Origin of the sequence: Achromobacter sp. Marseille-Q0513 (assembly GCF_018195695.1) — a bacterium.
GTDB lineage: Bacteria > Pseudomonadota > Gammaproteobacteria > Burkholderiales > Burkholderiaceae_B > Achromobacter.
Genome location: NZ_JAGTJY010000089.1, coordinates 4411 through 23970 on the forward strand (window position 1 = coordinate 4411; position 19560 = coordinate 23970).

Here is a 19560-nt window from a genome sequence, read left to right on the forward strand (position 1 = left end):
CCGCGGATCTCGCTCACGCCGGGCGTGCCGGCCTGCGCGGCCGGGCTGGCGGTGCTGGACGCCATCGAATCCGCAAACCCCCTCCACAACGCCCCCACGGTGGGCGCGCACCTGCCCGAATCGCCGGCCCCCGCCCCGGCCGGCCCGCCACCCACAAGCCCCGGCCCGCCATTGCCGGCGACCCCAGCGTCTGCAGCTCCGGGCGGGCGACGGCCTGCCACAATGCGCGCGCATGTTCGGCCTGCCGCGCCTGGATCGCGCCGACAGTGCCGTCCTCCAGCCAGTGCCGCGCCAACTCGATGAGCAGGGGCGCGCAGGCCAGCCCCCACGACATGGCCAGGCCTTCCAGCACGCGCCGGTTCGGGTCGGGCCCGATCAGATAGCCGAAGCGCAGCCCGTCGCCCAACAAGCCGGACATGCTGCCCACCAGCCAGGTCCGTTCGGGCGCCAGCCGGTACAGGCCGGAGGATGCCCTGGGCGCCAGATGGCGGTAGGTCAGGTCTTCGATAAGCGCGAAATCATGTTTGCGGGCCAGCTCGGCGATGGCGCGGCAGCGCTGCGGCGGCATGATCCAACCCATGGGCAAATGCGCCACGGGCATGCAGTACAGCGCCTTGATCCGCCTGCGGCGCAGTAGCCGCTCCAGCTCGTCTGGCAAGGGGCCGTCGCCGTCGAAGGCGATCGGTTCCAGGTCCAGGCCGAGCTGGCCGGCGACGAGCTTCCAGCCGGGATAGGTGATGGCGTCGGCCGCCACCCGCTGCCCGCGCTGCGCGATCGCCAGCGCCGCCAGCCGCAATGCCGCCTGTCCGCCGTGCGCGACGCAGATCCGCTCCGGCGGCACATCCAGCCCCATTCCGGCGAAATGCGCAGCCAGGGCCCGCTGGATCGACGTCCTGCCCAGCGGGCTGGCCTGTCCGGTCAGCTGCGCCAGGTCGGGCTGGGCGGCAACTGCCTTGAGCGCGGCGCGCAGGTCCTGCGCCTCCAGCGCCACGGCGCTGCGGCCCAATGACGCGTACCTGGCCGCCGCCGACAGCGGGCCGGCATCCATCGGCCGCTCACGCACGAAGGTGCCGCGTCCGACTTCACCGATGACCAGCCCCTGTTGCCGCAGGCTGGCGTAGACCCGCGCGGCGGTGCTGGGACCGATGCCGCGCAGCCTGGCGAAATCCCGCACCGGCGGCAGGGCGCTGCCGCCAGCGAGTTCGCCGCCGCGGATGGCCGCCGCCAGTTCCGCCGTCAATCGTTCATAGAGGTTCATGTCGCGCGCCGCCGGGTCCGATGTGATCAATACAATGAATAGATTGTATTGCTACTCGGCGCCATACTGCCTCACACAATAATTGGAGGTCATGGTGGACATGTCGATGCAGGCCATGTTGTTGATGTTCGCGCTGGGCTTGCCCTGCGGCGTGGTGGCGGTGACGGCGGGAGGAGGGGTGACGCTGGGCGTGCCGCTGCTGATGCTGGTCGGCATTGCCGCCGATGACAGCGTCATCGCGGTGAAGGTGGCGCTGTGGGCCGCCTTCCTGACGGGCTCGCTGGCCCATGCGAAGAAACTGCCGGAGACCGCCGTGCCGGTGCCCGGATGGCTGTGGCCCATGTGCCTGCTCGGTTCCGTGCTGGGCGCGCAGCTCCTGACCATCATCGACCCGATGCGGCTGCGCAGCGTGGTGCTGTTCCTGCTGGTTGCGTCCATCGTCGGCACGTTCTGGGCCGGACGCCGCCCGAAGACGGTCAACGTCTCGCCCAGCGCCATGCAGCGGCTTGCCGGTTTCGTGCTGGTGCTGGTGCTGGCGGTGTATTCCGGGTTCTTCGGCGCCGGCTATGGCGTCTTCCTGATCCTGACGCTGGTGGCGCTGCACGGCCACACGCCGTCCACCGCCGCCGCGCTGGGCACGCGGCTGAGCCTGGTCATCTCGACCGCTTCCGTGGCCGTGTTCATCTGGCGCGGCGTGGGGCCGTGGCCGACGGCGCTGCCGCTGGCGCTGGGCTGTGCGCTGGGCGGCACGCTGGGCGCGAAGGCGGTCAGCCGGCTGGGCGATGGCGTCGTGCGCATGACCACCTGGGCGGTCAGCATCCTGGCGGCGATCAAGCTGCTGGCGACTTGACGCGGGATGAGACGGGGTAAGTCTGGCCGCGCGCCGCGCCTACGCGGTCAGCGCGTCCCGCAGCCACGCCACGAAGGCCTGGGCCTGCGCATTCATGCGCCGCCCGGCGGCGGGCAGGGCGCGCAGTCCACCGTCGAACTGAACGGCGCCGAACGGCGCCACCAAGGTGCCTTCGGCCAGCTCGCGCGCGATCAATCGCGTTTCCACCAGGGCGACTCCCAGGCCTGACAACGCCGCCTCAATGCATAGATGGGTGTGCGGAAACTCCAGCACATCGCCGCGCGCAACCGATTTTCCGGTCTTGGCCTCCCATTGATCCCAGGCGCTGGACGTGTAGCCATGCGCGATCCGAGTCCGCTTCGCGGCCGCCAGCCTGGCGCAGGCCGGCACGCAGACCGCCGCGAAATTCACCGGCGCCAAGGGCAGGGCGCGCCGCTGGTCGGCGTCCGAGTAGCTGGACATGTCCCACGCCACCAGCACGTCCGCGCCTTCGTTGCGGATCTCGCGCGCCGAGGTCATCGAAAGCCGGATGCGAATATCCGGGTGCTTGCGATAGAACACCGCCAGCTGCGGCACCAGCCAACGCATGGCGAAAGTCGCGCTACAGGCCACGTGCACGCCCGGGCCGGCGGCGCGGCTGCCCAGGTTTTCATAGGCGCGCTCCAGCTGGTCGAACAGGGAACGCGTCACGGCATAGAAGTCGGCCGCCGCCGGCGTCATCCGCAGGCCGGTGCCGTCGCGCTCGAAGAGTTCGGCGCCCACGTCGTCGGCCAGCAGCTTCAGATGCCGGCTGATCGCGCCGTGCGTGCGCGCCAGTTCCTCGGCGGCGCGCGTCACCGATCCGGTGCGCGCGACCGCCTCGAATGCGCGCAGGGAGGCCAGGGGAGGGAGCTTGCGCATGGAAGTCCTTGAGCGTCCTTATGTCAGGAAAGCTGACGAAATCGCAAAACAAATCGATATTCGGATGCTAACAGGCTGGCTAGCATGCTTCCCATATTCGCCGCCTTGTTCATGCGCTCGGTGTCAGGGTCGGCAGCCTCGATTTGTTCAATAGACTGACATATAGGAGTCTCCCCATGCATATCGTCGACATCCGCGCCTTCGAGGCGCTGGACAGCCGAGGCAATCCCACGCTGGAGGTCGAGGTGGCGCTCTCGGACGGCGCCTGCGGCGTGGCGCTGGTGCCGTCGGGCGCGTCCACCGGTATCCGCGAAGCCTGCGAGCGGCGCGATGGCGATCCACGCCGCTTTCACGGCCGAGGCGTCCTGAACGCGGCCCGCAGCGTCAACACGGAACTGCGCGATGTGCTGCGGGACATGCGCGCCGACCGCCAGGCGGAGCTGGACCAGGCCATGATCGCGCTGGACGGCACGCCCGACAAAAGCCGCCTTGGTGCCAATGCGATCCTGGGCGTGTCGCTGGCCGCGGCGCGCGCGGCGGCGGCCAGCCTGGAACTGCCGCTGTGGCGCTACCTGGGCGGCAACCAGGCCTGCGTCATGCCGGTGCCCATGATCAACGTGCTCAACGGCGGCGCCCATGCCGACAATCCGCTGGATTTCCAGGAATTCATGGTGCTGCCGATGGGCGCGGCCAGCTTCGCCGAGGCGGTGCGCATGGGCGCCGAGGTGTTCCATGCGCTCAAGGACGCCCTGAAACGCGCCGGCCATTCGGTCAACGTGGGCGACGAGGGCGGCTTCGCGCCCGATCTGCGCGTGGCCGAGGAAGCGCTGGACTTCCTGATGGCGGCGATCGGACAGGCCGGACTCCGGCCCGGTCAGGACGTCGCGCTGGGCCTGGATCCGGCTGCCAGCGAATTCCACCGGCCCGCCGGCTACGTCTATGCCGGACAGGACCGGCGCCTGAGCGCCGAGGAGCAGGTCGACTACCTGGCGGCGCTGACGCGGGCCTATCCGATCATCTCCATCGAGGACGGCATGGCCGAGAACGACCCCGCCGGCTGGAAAATGCTGACCGAACGGCTGGGCGCCAGCTGCCAGCTGGTCGGCGACGACGTGTTTTGCACCAATCCGCGCCTGTTCGAACAGGGCATCGGGCAGGGCCTGGCCAATGCCATCCTGGTCAAGCCCAACCAGATCGGCACGTTGACGGAAACGCAGCAGGTGCTGCGCCTGGCCGCCCGCAGCGGCTATCGGGTGGTCATGTCGCACCGCTCCGGCGAGACCGAGGACACCAGCATCGCGGACCTGGCGGTGGCGGGCCATTGCGGCTGGATCAAGACCGGCTCGATGTCGCGCTCGGACCGCACGGCCAAATACAATCGCCTGCTCAGGATCGAGCGCGAACTCGGGGCCGCGGCGGTATACGCGGGCGCCTTGCCGCTGGGAAGGGGATTGCCGCCGTCACCTGCGTGCTAAGATTTTTTTCCGCAACAGGGGACGCCGATGCGCGCACATGCCAATGCCGGAAGACGATGGGTCGCGCTGGTCGCGATGGCCCTGTTCGTCTTCCAGGCATTGATCGCGTCCTCCGCCCTGGCATCCTCGGGCCACGGATCGGGCCAGGCCGGCACCACCACGATCATCTGCACGGCCAGCGGTCCGCGCGTGGTCGCCCTGGATTCGGAAGACGCCGCGCAGCACGCCAGTCAGCAGGGCGGCGCATTGCCGCAATGCTGCACCGCCGGTTGCGCGATGCTGGGCGGGATCACTCCGCCGGCGCTGCTCCTGTACAGCTGGCTGGCGCCCGTCATCCAGCATGCCGCGCCGGCGCCTGTCGCGGCTCCCTATCTCTCCAGCGCCCTGGCGCGATTGCCGCAGCGGTCGCGCGCGCCTCCTGCCGCCGCCTGACGCCCGCCACCCGAACGAGACGGATACCCGCCCTGACAGGGGCGGACATGCCTGCCGCTTAGGCGGTGGGCAGATTGCCCAGCCGCCGGCGCGCTTTGTCGCCGCTCGCATTCCGACTCGTGCCTGGGTATGGGCTTAGACGTGCACGCGATTTCCGGCCGAACGCCATTCATTGTCTGGCGGAACGCCGTCCATTCACGATCCAGGAGAATTCCCATGTTCAAAAAATCATTGATTGCCGCTCTGGTGCTGGCCGCCGCCCCGCAACTCCTCTGGGCGCACGCCCATGTCGGAACCGCCACGCCCGCCAAGGACGCGGTCCTGGCCAAGACGCCGGCCACCGTTACTCTGACGCTGACCGAAGGGCTGGAGGCCGCGTTTTCCTCGCTGACGCTGCAGGATGCCGCCGGCAAGACCGTCCCGACCGAAAAATCGGCCTTGGCGCCCGGTGACAACAAGACGCTGGTCCTGCCGATCGGCAAGGATCTGCCCGCGGGCGTCTACACGGTGAAGTGGCAGGCCTTGTCCAAGGACGGCCACAAGACCAATGGCGCCTGGTCGTTCACGATCAAGCCCTGAGGCCGCTTGCCAGCTCCCGCCGCCGACGGCGCCCAGGCCATGATCATCGGCACGTTCGCGCTATTGCGCTTTGTCGCCTACCTGGCATCGACGCTGCTGTTCGGCGCCAGCGCCATGCTGGCGCTGAGCGGGTCGCGCGGCTTGAGCCTGTCCATCGAGGCGGACTTGCGCAAAATGTTGCGCGGCGCCTCGGTGGCCGGGATGCTGTCCGTGCTGTGTCTCCTGCCATTGCAAACCGCCAGCATCGCCGGCGAATGGCAGGCCATGGCGCAGACCGACATGCTGGCCACCGTGGCGCTGCAGACCCGCTATGGACAGGCCTGGATCCTGCGGGTGGCGGCGATGCTGCTGGTGCTGTGCCTGTTTCTGCGGCCCCGGCCGGGCTGGACATGGCCGCGGGCGCTCGCCGCGGGCCTGGCCCTGCTGCCGCTGGCGCTGAGCGGGCACGCCGCGATGGAGGAGGGCAGGACCGGCCTGCTCCACGCGTTGAACGACATGCTGCATTGCCTGGCCGCCGGTTTCTGGCTGGGTTCGCTGCCGGTCTTCCTGCTGTTCCTGCGGCGATGGTCGGAGCCCGCCCATCGCGTCGATGCCACCCGGGCCTTGATGCGGTTCTCGACCGCCGGGCACGTTGCAGTCGCGGCCCTGCTGCTGAGTGGCGTCGTCAACGCCGCGCTGATCCTGTCGCCGGCGGGGCTGGATACCGCGTCCGCGTATCAGCAATGGCTGGGGCTGAAGATCCTGTTGGCGCTGGCCATGGTGTTGCTGGCGCTCGTGAACCGGTATTGGTGGGTGCCCAGGATCCGGCGACAGCCGGAACTCGCGCTTGGGCCGTTGCGCCGGAACACCGTGCTGGAAGTCTGCGTGGGCGTGGCGATCTTGCTGATCGTGAGCGCGCTTGGTCTGTCGGCGCCGCAATGAATGCGTGACCGCTTGCGCGGCGACAGGGTGTTGTCGATTTTCTGAACAGGCGCTAGGGCAGTCCAAGCCATCCATGCAGGCCCACGTAAATGCCGACGGCGACGATCAGCAGGCTTGAGAGGTAGGGCGCCCGCCGGGCCGCCGCGCTGAACCAGGGCGCGCGCCGGGTAACGTGCCGCACGCTGAGCGCCGCGACGACACCGACTGTGACCAGGGTGATGGCAAGCCCGATCGAGAAGCACAGCACGAGCACGGCCCCCAAGGTGAACGCCTTCAACTGCAAGCAAAGCAGCAGCACCGTGATGGCCGCAGGGCAGGGGATAAGGCCGCCCGTCAGCCCAAACAGGGCGATCTGCCAGTTGGTGACATTCCGGTTCGCGAATCGTCGGCGTATGTCATTGGCATGCGCCAACTGATGGGCATCTTGATGGTCTACACCGGCGACATTCAATCCTCGCAACGCTTCATGGTTTTGGTCGTGCTGGTGGCCATGAGGCACCAGAAGCGCGGCGTCATCGTCGTGAGTGTGCCCGCCGTGCTCATGATCGTGATGGGAATGGTCGTGCGCCTCGCCATGCTGTTCCCGCCAGGTTCGCCAGAACATCCAGGCCGCGATCAGCACGATGACCGCGCCCGAGGCCAACTGGAAGTAGGGCTCCAGTTCCTCCGCCGCCACGCCTTGCCATAGGTACATGCCGCCCAGCCCGATGCCCCACACGATCAGCGTGTGCGAGATGGTCGCGGTGACGCCCAGCAGCACGGCCTGCCACACCGTTCCCCGGATCGCGACGATGAAGGCAGCCATCATCGTCTTGGAGTGGCCGGGCTCGAGGCCGTGCAGGGCGCCCAGCAGGATGGCGCTGGGAATGAACAGCCAGGCGTGCGATGCACCCTGGGCAAGCAGCTCGGCAAACGACAACATGGGAGAAATGGCCCCTAGAGGTACTTGGTGATCTCTTTGAATTCGTCGATGGTGCGCTGCTTGTCCGCGTCCAGATCGCCCACGGCGTCTTGCAGGCAATGATCGATGTGGTCCTGGATCAGGATCTTCTTGGCCTGCGAGATTGCCTTTTCGACGGCATGCAGCTGTTGGGCCAGATCAAGGCAGGGACGATGCGCTTCCATCATCTGCAGGATGCTGCCCAGATGGCCTTGTGCCCGCTTGAGTCGCTTGGCGACGGCATCGTGATGGTGGTGGGGATTGGTCTTTTCCATGTCGCGCATCATATCCCCCCGGGGGGGATATGAACAGGAAGGCCATGAGGCCGGAATTGCTTTTAGCGCGTTTGCGGCATGAGAAAATGTATCCATGACAATAATTTGATCGTACTGATTTGCACGCATACGATGCTTGTTTCCCTTCATTGACGGCGATATGGAACTGACCGTCGGCACCATCCTGGTCACCTTCGCGGGCGTCTTCCTGATCTGCTTCATGAAAGGTGCATTTGGAGGGGGCTTTGCCATCATCGGCATTCCGCTACTCTCGCTTGTCATGGATCCCGTGACGGCCGGCGGCTTGCTTGCGCCCCTGTTCGTCGCGATGGATCTTTATGGCCTGCGCTACTGGCGGCCATCCACATGGTCCAGGCCTGATCTCGCCTTGCTGGTGCCCGGCCTGGTCGTCGGTATCGGGGCTGGCTACCTGGTGTTCCGAGGGCTGGACCACCACGCGATCGCGATTGTGATGGCCATTGTTACACTGGTTTTCGTGGGCTTGTGGTTCGTGCGCGGCGGCCAAGTCGCCGTCCGGCCGCGCTCCCGTCCCAAGGCCTTGGCCGCCGGCGTGGCGTCCGGAATCACCACCATGGTCGCGCATTCGGGCGGGCCGCCTCTGGCGATGTATCTGCTGCCGCTGGGCCTGAGCAAGCAGGTCTATGCCGGCACCACCAGCATGTTCTTCACGGTGGGAAATCTCGTCAAGGCCGTGCCCTGGCTGGCGCTGGCGAAGCCGGCGGGGAACGTCTGGATCTTGATGGCGATCTGCCTTCCGGCGATTCCGGCGGGCGTGTGGCTGGGGTGGCGCCTGCATGCGAGGCTGGATCAGCGACAGATGTACAAGGCCTGCTATTTCTTGTTGATCGTGACGGCCTTGAAACTGTTGTGGGACGGGGTGTTGGGCTACTTGCCGCAGTAAGACGGAATGCGCCTGTGGCGATGGCCTCGGCTTTCGGCGGCAAGCTGGCGAGGCCCGTTCATCCAGGGAATTCCTGACTTCTGAACTCATGGAGTAGCACGTTCTTCAGCGCTGGAGGGCCGGCGCATGCCGGTGCTCAATGAAGGAGGGTGTTTGGTCCGCGATCAGGCTGAACTCGTGGACATCGTAAACGCCCGGATCTGACCGTGTAGACGCGAGCGAGCGGAAGGCCGAGGATCGCGGTTGTGTTGGGCGCCACGCCGACTGGGCTATCGATCGAAGTCGGCCCGGACTGTATCCGGCGCTGGAGCGCAACCGTGGATGCGAAATCAAACGATCAATTGCTCGCGGAGAAGCTCGCCCAGAATCCCTATGCTCGAGTACATGCGGTCGTCCCATACCGACCCCGCACTCAAGCGCAGGCAGTTCTTGAAGCGGCGACTGCCCGAGAAGATGTCCCCAGGGGTGAAGCAGATGCCGCGCTCCAACGCAGCAGTAAACAATTTCTGCGTATCCGCTCCCCTGCGCAGTTCCACCCACAGGGCAAAGCCCCCATGAGGACGGCTGATCTTGGTATCCGGCGGAAAGCAAGCCTCGACCGCGCGCCTCAGTGCCATGAGATTCGCGTCAAGATTGCTTCGGAGCTTGCGTAGATGCGCCTCGTAGGCTCCGCTGGCCATGAATTCGGCGAGCGCGGTCTGCGCCAGCGTCGGGCTGCATAGATTCAGCGCCAGCTTGGTATCTGTCAGCCGCTGCGCATGGCGCTTCGAGTACACCCAGCCGATACGGTAGCCAGGCGCAATGGTCTTGGAAAAAGAGCTGCAGTAGGTAACATCGGCAGCAGGGTCCAATGCATGAAAGGGCCGCGGTCTTTCCCGACCGAAGTAGATGTCCCCATAGACATCATCCTCGATCAAGGGAAGCGAACGCTTCTTCAGTACCTTCAGAAGTGCGATCTTGTCCTCTTCGCTCATGGCGCAGCCCAAAGGGTTGTTGACCCGGGACGCCAGCACGACAGCAGACAGCGGGTGTTCATCGGCCAGCTTGCCCAGAGCCTCCACGTCCACCCCCCGGACGGGGCTTGTCGCCACCTCCAGGACCTTGATTCCCAAGACCTCCAAGGTATGCAGCAGGCCGTAATACGTGGGCGATTCGACCGCCACGGTGTCACCGCGTCGCACGAGGGTCATCAAGGCGAGCGTCACGGCCTCAGTGCAGCCATTGGTGACAATGATGTCTTCTGGCGAGGCAGCGCAACCGGCCCGCATCGTGTGCCTGGCGATCTCCTGCCGCAGGTCCTCACATCCGCGAGCGGAGTTGTAGGTGTTGTGGTGGGCGCCGTTCCTGCGGGCGCCGCGCGCCAGGATTGCGTTCAGGCGATCCGAACGCAGGAAGGCCTGGTCGGGCACCGCGCACCCAAGCTGGATGTAGGCGGGGTCATGCGCGTACTCCAGAAACACGGCAACCGCGTTGCTGATTGAGACGGTGGAGGCTTTCCTGGCAGACGCCGATGCGCGGGGAAGTCCCAGGGTCGCATTGTGTGATCCCGTCACAAAGTAGCCCGAACGTGGTCTTGCCTGGATCAGGCCCCGTTCAGCAAGCAGCTGATAGGCCTGTATGGCGGTGGAAATACTGATGCCGCGCGTTTCGCAGACCTCCCTGACTGATGGCAGTCGGGCTCCTGGCGCAAGCGTCCCGCTTTCGATGGCGTCGCGAATGAGCGCGGCAAGCTGCTGGTAAAGATGTGCATCGCCGGGCTTGCCGCCGTGTGCGTGTTGGCCGCCCGCAATGTTCTGCTTGGCACCTGGCACATAGAACCCCGACTGCGGGCGAGAGATAACGGTGCCTTGCTCGGTGAGGATGCGATATGCCTTCTGAACCGCCGATCCACTGAAAAGATGTTGATCCATCAAGGCGCGCACGGAAGGCAATCGATCTCCGGCCGACAACTGCCCCGTCCGCATCGCATCGAGGATGATGCGAACGACCTCCTGGTGGCTTGTTGATCTGTTGGTCTTCATCTCAAAGGTCGTGGCGGTGGGCGCCATTGGAGGAGGAGCGGCAGCCGATATCAGATCAGTTTGTGCTGAAGAGAAATCAAAAATCTGTATCTGTTCTGATTGGCTGGGTGGTCATACCATCCTAACAGCTTTGCACGAGCAGCCGCCATGGCCGCCGGCGAGGTGCATTTCGTGCCCCCCCGGGTTTCCGGGCGATTGATGTGCTCAGGCGCGATGGATGCTGAAACTCTCCACCTGCGGCAGCGCTGCAAATGAGCTTGGAAGCCTGGCCCAGAGGCAGGGAGGGCCGCTGTATGAATCTGATTCGCTTGTGACCGTCCTCTTGGTGGTTTGCGACTGCCTTGGCGGTGCTGCTTGTCGCTTGCAGTGTGCCGAAATCAGCGAGGTGGAAATTGGCTCGGAAGTCCATTGAATGGAGTGAACATGAAAATCCGTATTGCATACATAGAAGAGCCCCCTTTCTACTGGACCGCGGAAAATGGCGAGGTAGCGGGATCGGATGTCGAGCTGGCCGAGGTGATACTGCGTGCCATGGGCGTCTCGGAAATTTCCTATGTCCCCACCACGTTCGAGGAGTTTCTTCCGGGGGTGGAGGAGGGGCGTTGGGACATGAACGTGCCCATCTTCATCTCCGCCGAGAGACAGCGGCGCGTCACGTTCAGCGTGCCGGTCTGGTCTCTCGTGGACGGATTCATCGTGCCGGCAGGCAACCCCAGGCAGCTCCAAAGCTATGAGTCGATGGCCGTTCAATCCAATGCTCGCCTGGCTACGATCGCGGGAACCATACAGATTGACGCAGCCAAGGCCGCGGGCATGCATGCCGAGCAAATTGTGGTTTTCAAAGACCAGCCGGATGCCATCGCAGCCTTGCAGGCCGGAAAAGTCGATGCCTTCGTGGGGACCGCTGTGGGAAACCGGGCTTTGCTGCAGCGTTATCCAGGGCTTGACGCCGTCTCGCATCCACTGCTTGCAGGCTCCAGGGCACCCGTTGGCGGATTCTCATTCAGCAAGGCCAATACCGCGCTGACCCATGCGGTCAATGATGAGCTCCAACGCTACCTGGGTTCAGCCGACCATCGCATGCGCATGAAAAATCATGGCATCACCGATAGCGAAATTGACGGAGCGCTTGCGGCCCGCATGGCAACAAGGTCCGGGGCAATGCCAACATGACCATCACACTCCACAATCCCCCCGGGTTGGCTCCCCCCTTCTCGTGCTACAGCCACGGCGCTTCCGTCGAGTCAGGCGCACGTTGGCTCCATGTCTCTGGCCAGATCGGAGTCAATCGCAGCGGGGAGGTGCCAGAAGATCCCCGCCAACAAATTGAACTGGCTTGGCGCAATCTCATCGCGGTGCTGGCCGACGCCGGCATGACGGTCCATGACCTGGTCAAGGTGGACGGCTTCATCACCCGGCAGGACATGGTGCCAATGTTCCGAGAGCTTCGTGAGCATCATTTTGCTGGCCATGCCGCTGCGACCACGCTGGTCGTGGTTGCAGGATTGGCCGAATCCCATCTGAAGGTTGAGATACAGGCCGTTGCGGCGAAGTAGAGCAGGGTGGTGCCGGTGCGAGAATAGCCAGCCCTATGCCTTGCTGCGCGGTGAGGGTATCCGGCCGCACTGTGAAATCAATCGTCGTTGTACTCGACTCGGCTGGCGCAGCGTGTCTTGAAAGGTTCATCCGCACGATGACCGTGGAGCGTCATTCCTCCGTCGCGGATTGCATATCCATACGCGCGAGATGAAAGCCTCGAGGACCAATGGCACGTCCGTCCTGGGACATGATCTCCAGTTTCGCCACAGGTTGGCCCGCTTCATTGTCGACCATCGTCGATCGTAACTCGCCAGGGGCAAAACACGCCCGCTCTCCCCACTGCCAGAGGGCGATAAGGACCACTCCCAATTGTTCGCCCTTTGGGGTCAGAACATAGCGATGGGAGGGACGGGCGCCTTCGCCGGGCTCGATCTTCAGGATGCCGTGTTCGACCAGTTTTTTCAGCCGGGCGGAAAGAATGTTCTTCGCCGCGCCAAGACTTTTCTGAAATTCGTTGAAGCGTTGCCGTCCCGCGAACGCCTCGCGCACGATGAGCAGCGACCACCAATCGCCAATGACGTCCAACGCTCTGGCGATGCCGCAGTTCTCCCCACCCAAGTCTGTTTTCTTGCCTTTCACGCGGAGTCCTCGCAATTCACAACAATGAGGTTGCAATTTTAAACCAATGGCGCTAGGATGCCTACTGGTTTCAAAATTAAACCTTAACGTTTTCATACTTTGGAGATAAGCCATGAGCTTTCAAACCCTGAATCCGGCCACCGGCAAAGTGGTGAAGGAATTTCCGCTGCAATCCGACCAAGACATCGCACGCTTGCTTGAAGTCGCAGATGACCGTTTCCGAAGTGACTGGCGGCTGCGCCCGGTAGCCGAGCGGGCACGCGTGGTTGCGCGCGCAGCGCAGATCTTGCGCGCGAGGCGCGAGGAATATGCCGACCTCATCACGCTGGAGATGGGTAGGGTGCGAGCCTTCAGCCTGTCCGAGGTGGATCTCGCCGCAAATATCCTCGACTATTACGCTCGAAAGGCTGAGGAATTCCTTCAGCCTAAGGCGATTCCGGAGGCGCCCGGTTGTTCACTCGTGATGGAGCCGATAGGCGTGATTCTGGGGATCGAGCCCTGGAATTTCCCTTACTACCAATTGGCGCGCGTTGCTGGCCCGCAACTCGTTGCGGGCAATGTTGTCATGATCAAGCACGCGGAAAATGTGCCGCAATGCGCATTGGCGTTTGCACGTCTGTTCGAGGAAGCGGGCGCGCCTCCGGGTGTTTACACCAACCTGTTTTGCAGTGTGGAGCAGGTGGGAGCGCTGATTGACGACTTCCGTGTGCGGGGTGTGACGTTGACCGGCAGCGAGCGTGCGGGCGCGGCGGTCGCACAACGTGCCGGCGCCAACTTGAAGAAGGTGGTGCTGGAGCTCGGCGGCAGTGATCCCGCTATCGTGTTGGAGGACGCAGATCTGGCATTTGCCGTCGATCAGTGCGTGATCGGGCGGATCGTCAACGCCGGACAGACCTGCGTTGCAACCAAGCGATTGATCGTGGTTGGGCGCGAGCGCGGCGAACAAGTTCTGTCGCGTCTCATCGACAAATTCTCCATGCTTACTGTCGGCGATCCCATGGACCCGAAGAGCGCCATCGGACCGATAGTCTCCGAGCGCGCCTTGCACGGATTGCTCGATCAAATCGAAGGTGCGAAGAACGCTGGCGCCCGCGTCGTTTTCGGTGGAAGGCAAATCGACCGCCCTGGGTTTTATCTTGAGCCAACCATCATCACCGACATAGCACCGGAAAATCCGCTCTATCAACAGGAAGCCTTTGGCCCGGTGCTGTCGTTCTACGTTGTGGACACAGAGGAGGAGGCAGTGGCGCTTGCCAATGCCACGAAATATGGTCTTGGTTCCTCTGTGTTCGGCTCCGACATCGAGCATGCAAAAAAAGTCGCCGAGAAGATCGAGGCAGGAATGGTCTGCATCAACTCGTACTTTCACACCAGCCCTGAGGCGCCCTTTGGGGGTGTAAAGAATTCAGGCTTTGGCCGTGAGCTATCCGAGCTTGGCATCAAAGAGTTTGTCAATCAAAAACTCGTACGCATCGCGGCTTAAGGCAAGGTTCGGATCTCGCCGTGCGGGTGGCAGCGTATATCTATAGCGTAGGATTTACGCTGCCCCCGAGCTTCTCGCTCTTGGTCCAGAATTGCATGCGCCGAAGTATGGCGATTTGCAGCCTCATGTTCTCGATCCCCAATGGGGCGCATCGAACGTGGCGAGCGGAATGTGACGCTTGACCATCGCTCGCACCACAGCATGAGGCAGGCCAATCGAACGCTTGGAATCTGGCCTGGTCCCCCAATCATGCCAGCGGCAGCAAGTTGCGCGCTTGGTAGGCAGCCCAGAGCATCTGCTATGCGGAGAAGATGCAGACGCTTGCGGCAGGCGAGCGTACAGGCATAGCCCCCTTAGAAGCGTTCAGAAACTGCCGGAAGTTTGCTTAATTGGACGCGCAGGGAGGAGCAGCGCGAAACTCGCATAATTTATACTTTACATAATACACATTATGCGTAATACGACCCCAGACGAGAGATGAGCTCCCGTCGGCGTTCTTCGCTTGCGGCCGACGTTCCCGGTGCAGCTCCCATCTCCCCACGGATTCGCCATCTGAATCCTCGACTCACAAGGATCAACCGCCCGACAGCCTCCGCGAAATCCAGGCTCTCGTCCCTGGCTACCCGCCAACCGCCTCGAACGCCGCCTCATAGATCGCCAGCGCGTCAGCCTCAGTCACTTCCCGAGGATTGTTCACCAGCAATCGCGTCTGCCGCATGGCGTCGCTGGCCATCCGTGCCAGATCTCCCCGTTTGACGCCAACCTCGGCCAGGCTGCGCGGAATCCCCGTGTCGACCGCCAGCTGTTCAAAATAGCCGACCAAGGCAGCCGTCCTGGCCTCGTCGCTGCCCGTCGCGCCCGGTACCACGACCTCGGCGATCTCGGCATAGCGCCTGCTGGCGGCCGGCGCGTTGAATTTCAGCACTGGCGCCAGCACCAGCGCGTTCGACAGCCCGTGCGGCACGTGGAAAATGCCGCCGATGGGATATGCCAGCGCATGCACGGCCGCGACCGGGGAATTGGCGAAGGCCTGGCCGGCGAACATCGCGCCCAGCAGCATGGCGCTACGCGCGTCCTTATTGCCGCCGTCCCGGCACGCGGTCAGGATATTGCGGGACAACAGCTCCAGCGCCTTGATGGCCAACATGTCCGACACCGGGTTCTTCAGATGCGCCGAGGTGTAGGCCTCGATGGCATGCACCATGGCGTCGATGCCGGTGTAGGCCGTGGCGGCGCTGGGCAGTCCCAGGGTCAGTTCCGCATCCAGAATCGCCAGATCGGCGTACAACTGCGGCGCGACCACGCCCATCTTGGTGGTTTCCCCGGTCGTCACGATGGATACCGCCGTCACTTCCGAACCAGTGCCGGCGGTCGTCGGCATCTGCACCAAGGGCAGGCGCTGGCCGGACACTTTCCCTACGCCATACATGTCCGCCAAGGGCTGCTGGCCCGCCAGCAGCACGGCCAGCAGTTTCGCCACGTCCATGGACGAGCCGCCGCCCAGGCCCAGCACCACCTCCGCGTCTGCCTGGCCGGCGCGCTTGGCGGCTTCCAGCACGACGGATTCCGGAGGATCGGCGACCACATCGTCGATCACGGTCACCTGCCAGCCATGCCTGGCCAGGTCGGCCAGGGCCGGCGCCAGGAGGCCGCTCTTGTGCAGGAAGCCATCGGTGACGAGGCACAGTCGGACCTGCGCCGGATACTGCTTGCGCAGCAAGGCGCCGAGCTGGCGCGCCGCGCCGAATTCCGAAATGATGGTCGGGACAGTCTGGAATTGGAAAGCGTTCATAGGACGATGCATCAGGAGTTGTTCAGCAAGGTTTCACGCAGGAACGCGGCGGCCCGGATCAGCATGACGCGCCCGGTATCGATACGGCCGGCCGACGTGATGATGCCATGCGCGTGTGCCGGCAGGTGGTGATGTTCGACACGCACCCCTGCGGCGATAGCTCGCGCGGCATAGGCCACCCCCTCCTCCGCCAAGGGATCCAGCCCGCAGCTCAACAGGAACATGGGCGCGTCGGACAGGCGCGGCGCCAGCAGCGGTGAAAAAAGCGGGGAAAGACGCGGATCATCCAGGGGCGTGTCCGGCCGCAGGTAATGATCGCGGAACCAGCGCATCGAGCCGGCGGTCAGCGGAAAACCGGAGACGATGCGTTGGTACGAGCCTGTCTCGCCGCGCACATCGGTCACCGGGTAGAACAGCGCCTGCGCCCGCACGGTGCACGCTTGCGGCAGCAGGTCCGCCGTGTTCGCCAGGACCGTGGCCAGGTTGCCGCCGGCGCTGTCGCCCGCCAAGGCCAGGCGCGAGACGTCGACGTCCAGGCTTGCCGCATGCTCGACCAGCCAGCGCAACGCGGCGGCGCAATCGTCCAGCGGCGTCGGAAACGGATGCTCGGGCGCCAGGCGATAGTCGACGGCGTACACCGCGGCCCCGCTTTCCCTGGCCAGCGTCCGGCAGATGGCGTCGTGCGTGTCCAGATTGCCGATCACCCAGCCTCCACCGTGCATGAACAGCACGGCCGGCGGTTTGCCGGCCGCGACGCCGCGATACTCGCGCACGCGCAGGGTCGCGCCTTGAACCGGCACCGCATGATCGCGGACGACGGCGCAGTCGACGCGCGGCAGGCCATTGGCCTCGCAGCCGCGCAGGTAGTTCTCGCGCGCGGTGGCCAGTGGCACATCCTGGAACGAGATCTCGCCGTTGTCGCGGTAGGCCTGGATCAGGCCACGCGCATCCGGGGCGATCGAGGACAGCGGGACGCGCTCGGCGCCCTCCTTGCGCGGCTCGCTCATCGTGCCGCCTCAGGGCGCAGCCACAGATAGTCATCCGCATTCCAGCGCACGGCCGCCTGGTACTGGTCCGCGGTTCCGGACCAGTTGTTGATGACCTTGCCCGCCGCGTTCTTGTACCAGCTGGAGCAGCTGGAAGAGAACGCCGACGTGGCCATGTCGGCCTGGAGCTTGTCGTTGAAGCTGGCGTATGCCGGCGGCTTGACGCTCAGCGCCGCGCCCTGCTCCTGCCCTGCCCTTAACGCCTCGACGATGTAGCGCTGCTGGATTTCCAGCATAGTGATGATCGAGTTGTGATTCAGGTTGGTATTGGGCCCGTAGATCAGGAACATGTTCGGGAAATCCGGCACGGCCATGCCCAGATAGGCGGCCGCGCCCTCCGCCCAGGCCTGCGACAGGTTGGCGCCCGCGGCGCCCAGCACCGCCAGATCGCCATGGAAGGCCTGGCTGGCAAAGCCGGTGCCGAACACCACCGCGTCGAACGGCAGCTCCTCGCCGTCGGCCGTCACGATGCCTTGCGCATAGAAGCGCTTGATCGCACGCGTTTCCAGCGTCACGTTGGGCCGCGTCAGCGCCGGATAGAAATCGTCGGAGCGCAGGATGCGCTTGCAGCCCAGCTCGTAGCCCGGCGTCAGCTTGGCACGCAGCTGCGGGTCGGCGACCTGCGCCGCCAGGTGCGCCCTGGCGATGTCGACGCCCTGCCGCTGTTCGTCCGTGCCCATCTGGGTACGGCGAAAACCGTTCTCCCGGAACGCATGCAGATGCTTGCGCGAGGCCTCGAAGGCGGCCGGGTCGGCTTCATAGGCGTCCAGTTGCTCCTGCGTGAACACCTGCTGATTGCGCGGCATGATCCAGTTCGCCGAACGCTGGAACACCGTCAGGTGCGCGACATCGGGCGCGATCTCGGGCACGTACTGCACCGCCGACGCGGCATTCCCCACGGAGGCCACGCGCTTGCCGCGCAGTTCGACGGCGCCATTCCAGCGCGCGGAATGAAAGCTCGCGCCCCGGTAGGTTTCCAGGCCGGGGAAGGCCGGAATCGACGGCTGGTTGAGCTGCCCCCACGCCGGCACGAAGTAGGTCGCCGTGTAGCGCTCCCCTCCCCGCACCTCGAAACGCCACAAGCCGCTTTCGCCGTCCCAGCGCGCCTCGGTGATCTCGCGATTCAGGCGCAGATGCGCGCGCAGGCCGTAGGCGTCGGCCAGGCGCTGCATATAGCCCAGCAGTTCCTCGCGCCCCGCGTACATGCGGCTGACGCGCAGGTGCGGAAAGAATGAATAGCAATAGAGATGGGCCTCGGTGTCGCAGGCCGCGCCCGGATAATTGTTGTCCAGCCAGACGCCGCCGATATCGCCGGAGCGCTCGAGGATGACGAAATCCTCGTCGCCGTTGCGCGCCAGCTGGGCGCCCATGCCCAGGCCGCCGAAACCGGCGCCGAGGATCAGGGTGCGGAAATGCGTAATGCGTTCACTCATGATGCTTCTACTCCAATCGAATCAGGCGCCGTGACGGTCCTGGTGGGCGCGGTCCACCTCGTGCAGGGACACATTCCGGGTTTCCGACAGCACGGCCAGCGCCAGCAGGGACAGCACCACGGTGCCGGCCAGATAGGTGACGATGGGCCCCGTGCCGCCGTAGTCGCGCAGCAGAAGGGTCGCGACCAGCGGCGCGATCGAACCCGCCACGATGGTCGCGATCTGGTAGCAGAACGACGCGCCGGCGTAGCGCATCGACGTCGGGAAGATCTCCGAGAAGTACGCCGCCTGCGGGCCGTAGCAGAGCGCCTGGAAGAACAAGCCCAGGCAGATGACGCCGAGGATATGGACGTTCGAGCCCGAATCCAGGCCCGGGAAATACAGGAACGCCCAGACCAGCAGCCCGGCATAGCCCAGCGCGATGCAGGCCTTGCGTCCGATGCGGTCGGACAGGTAGCCGCCGAACAGCATCGAGAAGAACTGGAAGATGTTCGCGATGAACATGATGAACATCACCGTCTGCGACGGCAGCTTGGCGTGCACGGTGAGATAGGTGATGGAGAACACCACGATCACGTAATAGACCGTGTTCTCGCCCACGCGCAGCAGGATGCTGAAGAACGTCTTGCCCGGATAGGCGGCCAGCGCGTCCTTGAGCGAAGCCGCCTTCTTGCGCACCTCCTTCTGCCGCCGATAGGACTCCACGAAGATCGGCGCGTCCTCCACCGAACGACGGATGTAATAGCCGACGAAGACGATGATCCCGGACAGCCAGAAGGCCACGCGCCAGCCCCAGTCCAGGAAGGCCTCCTTGGACAGCAGCGAGGACAGGCCGAACAGCACGATCGACGCCAGCACATTGCCGATGCAGGCTGCCGATTGCGGATAGCTGGCCCAATAGCCGCGCCGCTCGGGCGGCGAGTGTTCGGCGATCAGCAGCACCGCCCCGCCCCACTCCCCGCCCACGGCGAAGCCCTGGATGAAGCGCAGCAAGACCAGCAGCGCCGGCGCGGCGAAGCCGATGGCCTGGAACCCCGGCAGGCATCCCATCAGGA

Annotated in this window: 20 protein-coding genes; 10 read left to right on the top strand and 10 right to left on the bottom strand. The window is 64.6% G+C overall.

What is annotated here, in order from left to right; genetic code table 11:
- Nucleotides 1-13: 13 nt before the first annotated feature.
- Nucleotides 14-1258, bottom strand: a complete 1245-nt coding sequence (locus KDH83_RS17835) for a PLP-dependent aminotransferase family protein (protein ID WP_212318291.1) — start codon at nt 1256-1258, stop codon at nt 14-16.
- A 91-nt stretch (nt 1259-1349) separates the two neighbouring features.
- Between KDH83_RS17835 and KDH83_RS17840 the strand changes: the two genes are divergently transcribed.
- A complete protein-coding gene (locus tag KDH83_RS17840) occupies nt 1350-2108 on the top strand; it encodes a sulfite exporter TauE/SafE family protein (RefSeq protein WP_212318293.1) in 759 nt (252 codons plus the stop codon).
- Between the two features lie 39 nt (nt 2109-2147).
- Here the strand turns inward: KDH83_RS17840 and KDH83_RS17845 are convergent, their stop codons facing one another.
- Nucleotides 2148-3008, bottom strand: coding sequence for a LysR substrate-binding domain-containing protein (locus tag KDH83_RS17845; RefSeq protein WP_212318295.1), 861 nt, complete (start codon nt 3006-3008; stop codon nt 2148-2150).
- A gap of 176 nt (nt 3009-3184) precedes the next feature.
- On the opposite strand from KDH83_RS17845, the gene eno reads away from it, so the two are divergent.
- From eno to copD, 4 genes are all read left to right on the top strand, one after another.
- The gene (gene eno / locus KDH83_RS17850) at nt 3185-4483 is read left to right on the top strand and encodes a phosphopyruvate hydratase (protein WP_212318297.1); all 1299 of its coding nucleotides are present in this window, start codon (nt 3185-3187) and stop codon (nt 4481-4483) included.
- Nucleotides 4484-4510: 27 nt separating this feature from the next.
- On the top strand, nt 4511-4915 hold the full coding sequence (locus KDH83_RS17855) for a DUF2946 family protein (RefSeq protein ID WP_212318299.1): 405 nt from the start codon (nt 4511-4513) through the stop codon (nt 4913-4915).
- A 216-nt stretch (nt 4916-5131) separates the two neighbouring features.
- Entirely contained in the window at nt 5132-5494 is a 363-nt protein-coding gene (copC, locus tag KDH83_RS17860; protein WP_212318301.1) for a copper homeostasis periplasmic binding protein CopC, read from the top strand.
- A gap of 39 nt (nt 5495-5533) precedes the next feature.
- Nucleotides 5534-6415: a copper homeostasis membrane protein CopD gene (gene copD / locus KDH83_RS17865; protein WP_212318303.1), complete on the top strand. Its 882-nt coding sequence runs from the start codon at nt 5534-5536 to the stop codon at nt 6413-6415.
- Nucleotides 6416-6467: 52 nt separating this feature from the next.
- Here copD and KDH83_RS17870 read toward each other — a convergent pair whose 3' ends face one another.
- Together KDH83_RS17870 and KDH83_RS17875 are read right to left on the bottom strand one after the other, a co-directional pair.
- Nucleotides 6468-7337 (bottom strand): nickel/cobalt efflux transporter, encoded by an 870-nt coding sequence (locus KDH83_RS17870; protein WP_212318305.1) that lies wholly within the window; start codon nt 7335-7337, stop codon nt 6468-6470.
- Nucleotides 7338-7351: 14 nt separating this feature from the next.
- Complete coding sequence (locus KDH83_RS17875) at nt 7352-7639, bottom strand: metal-sensing transcriptional repressor (protein ID WP_349291642.1); 288 nt, start codon at nt 7637-7639, stop codon at nt 7352-7354.
- 151 nt (nt 7640-7790) lie between these two features.
- Between KDH83_RS17875 and KDH83_RS17880 the strand changes: the two genes are divergently transcribed.
- The gene (locus tag KDH83_RS17880; protein WP_212318309.1) at nt 7791-8552 is read left to right on the top strand and encodes a sulfite exporter TauE/SafE family protein; all 762 of its coding nucleotides are present in this window, start codon (nt 7791-7793) and stop codon (nt 8550-8552) included.
- A gap of 329 nt (nt 8553-8881) precedes the next feature.
- Here KDH83_RS17880 and KDH83_RS17885 read toward each other — a convergent pair whose 3' ends face one another.
- Nucleotides 8882-10573, bottom strand: a complete 1692-nt coding sequence (locus KDH83_RS17885) for an aminotransferase class I/II-fold pyridoxal phosphate-dependent enzyme (RefSeq protein ID WP_249205186.1) — start codon at nt 10571-10573, stop codon at nt 8882-8884.
- 217 nt (nt 10574-10790) lie between these two features.
- Here KDH83_RS17885 and KDH83_RS17890 point away from each other — a divergent pair, with 217 nt between their 5' ends.
- From KDH83_RS17890 to KDH83_RS17900, 3 genes are read left to right on the top strand one after another with little or no spacing between them, the layout of a single operon-like run.
- Nucleotides 10791-10985: a hypothetical protein gene (locus KDH83_RS17890; RefSeq protein ID WP_212318311.1), complete on the top strand. Its 195-nt coding sequence runs from the start codon at nt 10791-10793 to the stop codon at nt 10983-10985.
- 11 nt (nt 10986-10996) lie between these two features.
- The gene (locus tag KDH83_RS17895; RefSeq protein WP_212318312.1) at nt 10997-11746 is read left to right on the top strand and encodes a transporter substrate-binding domain-containing protein; all 750 of its coding nucleotides are present in this window, start codon (nt 10997-10999) and stop codon (nt 11744-11746) included.
- Nucleotides 11743-12129 carry a RidA family protein gene (locus tag KDH83_RS17900; protein WP_212318314.1) on the top strand — a complete coding sequence of 129 codons (387 nt, stop codon included), beginning with the start codon at nt 11743-11745 and terminating at the stop codon, nt 12127-12129. The genes KDH83_RS17895 and KDH83_RS17900 overlap by 4 nt, the downstream gene beginning before the upstream one ends.
- Before the next feature lie 151 nt (nt 12130-12280).
- Here the strand turns inward: KDH83_RS17900 and KDH83_RS17905 are convergent, their stop codons facing one another.
- On the bottom strand, nt 12281-12751 hold the full coding sequence (locus KDH83_RS17905) for a helix-turn-helix domain-containing protein (protein ID WP_349291643.1): 471 nt from the start codon (nt 12749-12751) through the stop codon (nt 12281-12283).
- 112 nt (nt 12752-12863) lie between these two features.
- Here KDH83_RS17905 and KDH83_RS17910 point away from each other — a divergent pair, with 112 nt between their 5' ends.
- Nucleotides 12864-14234, top strand: coding sequence for an NAD-dependent succinate-semialdehyde dehydrogenase (locus KDH83_RS17910; RefSeq protein ID WP_212318315.1), 1371 nt, complete (start codon nt 12864-12866; stop codon nt 14232-14234).
- A gap of 619 nt (nt 14235-14853) precedes the next feature.
- On the opposite strand, the gene KDH83_RS17915 is transcribed toward KDH83_RS17910, so the two are convergent.
- The 4 genes from KDH83_RS17915 to KDH83_RS17930 all read right to left on the bottom strand — a co-directional run.
- Nucleotides 14854-16026: an iron-containing alcohol dehydrogenase gene (locus tag KDH83_RS17915; protein ID WP_212318317.1), complete on the bottom strand. Its 1173-nt coding sequence runs from the start codon at nt 16024-16026 to the stop codon at nt 14854-14856.
- An 11-nt stretch (nt 16027-16037) separates the two neighbouring features.
- Nucleotides 16038-17033 (bottom strand): alpha/beta hydrolase, encoded by a 996-nt coding sequence (locus KDH83_RS17920; protein WP_212318319.1) that lies wholly within the window; start codon nt 17031-17033, stop codon nt 16038-16040.
- Entirely contained in the window at nt 17030-18505 is a 1476-nt protein-coding gene (locus tag KDH83_RS17925; protein ID WP_212318321.1) for an NAD(P)/FAD-dependent oxidoreductase, read from the bottom strand. The genes KDH83_RS17920 and KDH83_RS17925 overlap by 4 nt, the downstream gene beginning before the upstream one ends.
- A 21-nt stretch (nt 18506-18526) precedes the next feature.
- A partial coding sequence (locus KDH83_RS17930) for an MFS transporter (protein ID WP_212318323.1) occupies nt 18527-19560 on the bottom strand: 1034 nt, incomplete at its 5' end.